Origin of the sequence: Vibrio sp. M260118 (genome assembly GCF_036533755.1) — a bacterium.
Lineage (GTDB): Bacteria > Pseudomonadota > Gammaproteobacteria > Enterobacterales > Vibrionaceae > Vibrio.
On the sequence record NZ_JATABG010000291.1, the window covers coordinates 1 to 4,688 of the forward strand.

The following is a 4,688-nucleotide window of genomic DNA, read 5'->3' on the forward strand; positions in this document are numbered from 1 at the left end:
CGGCACCTAGCGGCAAACTTACTGCATACTATGCCTTCACAATCGAATTACTGTGAGACTCTACACGCTGAGACTAGTTTAACGGAATCAGTGTTGAGTGATATGCTTGATCGGGTGACATCAGGTACCTTATTGCTTGATGGTGTAGAACAGCTCTCCGAGCCCTGTCAACGGATACTGGCACAGCATTTGATCGCCAATGAAAGGGAAGGCAAGGGGGTTAGGGCGATTGCCATTTTTGGCAAAGATCCTGAGCAGCTTATCGCGGAGCAAAGTCTTATTCCCGAGCTGTACTATGTTTTGAATCAGGGTGTAATAGAGATGCCAGCGCTGCGGCAAAGACCCGATGATGTGGTGGTATTGTTCCATCACTTCTTGAAACAGAGTTGTCTCAAGTTAGGTAAAGTGATCCCTAAAGTTGAGCCGAATTATCTTTCTGTATTACGTGGTCATTTATGGCCAGGAAACGTTCGAGAGCTAAGAAATGTGGCTGAACTGTTTGCGGTTGGCATCGTAAAGCTGACGGGAAAAGACAAAATTTATACGCAAGCGGAAACCATGCTGCCTCTGGATGAGCTTGTCGATGACTTTGAGAAGGGCGTGATCGAAGACGCATTGTTCCTTCACTCAGGGCGCGTTAGTGACGCTGCGGAGTATTTAAAAGTACCGCGTAAAAAACTCTATTTAAGAATGAAAAAGCATGGCATAGACAAAGACTCATTTAAAAGTAGATAAAAGAAAGCCCCACCTAAAAAAGTGGGGCCGTTTCGCTAGTACCAGTCATCTTCAGGGAATACCTTCCCTTCTGGAGCATATGGATCGTCATCAAACGGGTGTTCTGATTTGTTTCTCAGACTATCCAGTTGATGTTCAAGCATTCGTACGGTGTCGTAGTCACCTTCTGAGCAAGCAACATATATTTGTTGCTCCAGTGCTCTGATGCTGTCATTGATAGCCATAATCACCTCCCTAAGCGTGTTCTACCCTTCATTCTTGAATCTGCAGCTTCAATTATTCAGGGTATATTCGCAGTTGAACAGTTCTACCTATTCTCAAATCTATTGTAGTCAAGTAGACCGAATTCGATAGGTTGATCTTGCTTATACCATGCATGAACTCGGTCACTAAATGGCCAGAATTTGTCTGAGCTACGACGAATAGCAAAGGCATCTAATAACTTAACGTAATCCTCTTCGCTGGATATATTTTTCAGCATTTCGACTAATTGCGGCACTTGGTGTTCTTTCAAATCAAGATACGCAGCAGGATAGCTACCGATCACTCCACGGACTAAAGTTAAGTCATCATTGGCGATATCACGGTTGCTCTCTTCGTCGAACAAGCTTGAAATGTTGGTATGGGCATTGTTGTGTAACAGGGTATAAAGTTGCTGCTGTCCATTCTCGGCCTCAATCATTAACATCATGATTTGTGGCAGATAAACCAGCCCTTTGCCCTTGATATCATCGATGGTGCGCAGCAGTTCTTCGTTCTCAAGCTTCATTCCTGTTTGCTCAATCTTAAATCGATTGGTTAGCACAGGATCGAGCTGGGTTTGCAATATATCAAACAACTCTGCTTTCGGGTTGTCGGTTTGATAGGGTACCTGAGTCGGCTGATCGAACGGTTTAACGTTACGCAGTAAGAAGTCGCTCAGTTGGGCACTTTGGTCTTTGTACCAGCTAGAGTGCTCTTTATGGCGCATATCACGTGGTAGCAGAGCGATAAAGTTACTTTCACCTTCCAAGCGCAAGAAGTCCATAAACATGCGGGTCATCAGTTGGTGACCAAAGTTACCGTAAACATCGAATCCGGCTACTAGCAAGTAGTGAATACGCTCAACCAGTGCGTAGTCGAGTACCCAAGCAGTTTTTGGCGGTTTACCGACCAACCCTTGCACTACCGACGCGCTATCAAAGTGTCTGAATACAGTTAGCGCGGCATTGGAGTTGACGCCGTTGCCTGTCCAGATCACGTCGGTTGTTAAGTGTTTTCCACCTTCAAACCACTGGTTAATAAACTCAGACTTGGCTTCAAGATAGCGCGCTTGTTGGCGAGAGTAGGATACCCAGTTGGTGATCGGTAGAGTGTTGCTTTCAAGCTCTCCCGGCAGTTTAAGGTTATCTGCTTGTGAGCGATAAAATTCATTCACTTCAGGCAGGTCGGCTTTTTCCGGGTCTAAGAAGAACACCCAGAATCTGTCATTGATAACGTTAAGCGCCAATTGCCCACGGCACACCGGGCCTTTGATAAAGGCATTGATGGTGTTCTGTGCGTTGTCGAGCATAAAACTAAATCGAGCTTTTACCGGTAAATCGATAAAGGCTGTCATTGGGTTAGCGGCAATTTCAGGTGTATAGCCAGGTAATTTAGCGACGCTGTAATCGGTATCGATAAACCACTCTCTCCACTGACGAAAGCGCTCACTGTTTAGGGCATAAGGCATGTGAGTTTTATCGACGATTGTGCCTTGCTCTGGTACTAAACGATAATAAACGCGCGATACGCCTGGGTCGTCATAGGGTCTGCGCGTTGCGATACGCTTTAGCGGTTGACCTGGCGGTGTAGTTGAACGAACAAGAGTAAAGAAGCGCGGTTGCTCTTGCTCAAGTTCAGAGAAGTAAAGGTGCGATAAGAACAGGTGCTCGTAGATGTAACGCGCTGCAAGTTGAACTTTACGTGGGCTCTTGTTAAGCATGGTCTCGTACTGGGTGACCAATTGGCTTTCAGCAGGAGTGAGCGGTATTGGCTGGTTCATATGAGCGCCATCTTGCAGCCAATTAATTAGGGTCGAGTATTCGTTGGAGTCGAGATTTGGCATCCCGTAAGGCATCCCCCAAGTTGGGTAGTCTTGCGCGTACTGGTCATACTCTTCAATTGTCGGGCAGACCTGTGTTCGGTCGATGGCGAAGTCAAAGCCTTCAAGCTGCTTTTGATCAGGAAGAGGGTGCGCCTCTTTTTGCATCAACATACGTGCAATTAACCCTGCCTCCAGGTTGGCGGTTGGGTTTTGCATACGCTCATTGAGCACGGGGTGGAACCCAAAATCTCGCCACTCTTGGGTAGTTTGGGCATCTTCAAATAGTCGATGAGGTGTAGCAGCAGTAAGACGCGTTCCTTGGTAGATCAACTCTTTGCTAGAGCCTCGGTCGATACCTTCGACAGAGGACATTTTAAGCTGACATGGCGCGTCGTAACATGCATGACATACCACGCAGCGGTTATCGATAATTGGCTTTACTTCTGTGAGGAAGAAATCGCTTTCGACACTGCCAAGATCTTCTCTGCGCTCTTGTACACTTGCTTTACCAAACAACTGGTCATAGTTCAAGCCTGCGTAAGTAGCACAGCCCGCGAACGATAAAACGATCGCCATCATTAAAAAGGTGCGTAAATTCATTTGGATACACGTAGTGGCTATTGGACTTACTAATTGCAGCAGAAAGTTTGTAGATAATCAAACTATAGAAACGCTGAATGATTAATTAATTGGTACGCCATAAGATTAAGGTTGGATTAATTATTGCCAGAGTGAGCGCCGTTACCTTGCGGGCAAGTATCGGTTCGATACCCTTAGAAAATGTATTACCAACCCAAATACGTATCAAAGGAGAACCGCAACGATGCGTAATGCGAGAACGTGGTTTATATATTTGTTCCCTCTTGTATTGATTGTCACGCTCGTCAGTGTGAAATGGCTGACCGATGAGAAGCGAGAGCATATCAAACAGCATGAGCAAAACATGTCTATCATCATCGACAACATTGTCGCCGGCACAAGTGATGCTTATCAGTGGCCGATGAAAACAACGGGCATTCTCCAAGATTATGCTGAGTTTGGTCAGGCACCAAGGTTTCCAAACCTTTATCATTCCGCTGTGGACTATTTTGCTACCCCAGGGACCGAGGTCTATGCGATAGCGGACGGAGTTGTATTCTATTCTGAACACCAAGACAGTTATGGTGGCGTAACTGTGATAGAACATCCGCAAGACGGCTTATATTCGTTGTATGGGCATGTATCGACGAGGCATTGGTTAATAGGAGCAGGTCAGCGAGTAAGAAAAGGGGATTTGGTTGGGTACATTGCGGAAACTGACGAAGGTTACGGAATTGGAATCGTGCCTCATCTTCATTTTTCTATTCGCTTGGGCTCACCCTCCGATTATCCAAGTAGTGGTCGTTCAAACTGGATGACTGGCTACACGACGGAACATCCGGTTTTCCATCAGTTTATTGATCCAGGCTATTTCATTGCTCAGTCTAAGTATTTCCACCGTGGCGTGTGAGGAAAAAACCAGCGGTGGTTAGCCGCTGGTTTTCTTTGGTACTAGTTCAACAAGGCGTTGATGTCATCGATCATAATCTGAGTTGCTTGAATTCCACTTGCAGAAATATACCAAGCATGGGGATTCAGATAATGAACATGTCCATTTTTTACCGCGTCGGTTTGGCTAATAAGTGAGTTATTTAGCTTTTTGAATGCTTCGCCGGACTCACGCCCAATTGCTTGGTCTCTATCTAACACCAGCAAATACGGAGGGTTAGCTTCAGCAATATATTCATAGCTAATTAAGTCTCCGTGTGCTTTGTTCGCTTTGTTAGCCGTGACCTCAGAGAATCCAAACAACTCATACAGGGCAGCAAAGCGAGATTGAGCTCCAAACACCGAGACTTTACCGCCATTG

Annotated in this window: 5 protein-coding genes; 2 read left to right on the top strand and 3 right to left on the bottom strand. The window is 45.8% G+C overall.

Annotation, left to right across the window (positions count from 1 at the left end; genetic code table 11):
* A partial coding sequence (locus tag QTO00_RS15145; RefSeq protein WP_331425533.1) for a helix-turn-helix domain-containing protein occupies positions 1–735 on the top strand: 735 nt, incomplete at its 5' end.
* 35 nt (positions 736–770) lie between these two features.
* Here the strand turns inward: QTO00_RS15145 and QTO00_RS15150 are convergent.
* Positions 771–959: a hypothetical protein gene (locus QTO00_RS15150; protein WP_331425534.1), complete on the bottom strand. Its 189-nt coding sequence runs from the start codon at positions 957–959 to the stop codon at positions 771–773.
* An 83-nt stretch (positions 960–1,042) separates the two neighbouring features.
* Entirely contained in the window at positions 1,043–3,400 is a 2,358-nt protein-coding gene (locus QTO00_RS15155; protein WP_331425535.1) for a fatty acid cis/trans isomerase, read from the bottom strand.
* Between the two features lie 223 nt (positions 3,401–3,623).
* Between QTO00_RS15155 and QTO00_RS15160 the strand changes: the two genes are divergently transcribed.
* Positions 3,624–4,289: a M23 family metallopeptidase gene (locus QTO00_RS15160; protein ID WP_331425536.1), complete on the top strand. Its 666-nt coding sequence runs from the start codon at positions 3,624–3,626 to the stop codon at positions 4,287–4,289.
* Positions 4,290–4,330: 41 nt separating this feature from the next.
* Here the strand turns inward: QTO00_RS15160 and QTO00_RS15165 are convergent.
* The coding region (locus QTO00_RS15165; protein WP_331425537.1) for an ABC transporter substrate-binding protein at positions 4,331–4,688 on the bottom strand (358 nt) is incomplete at its 5' end.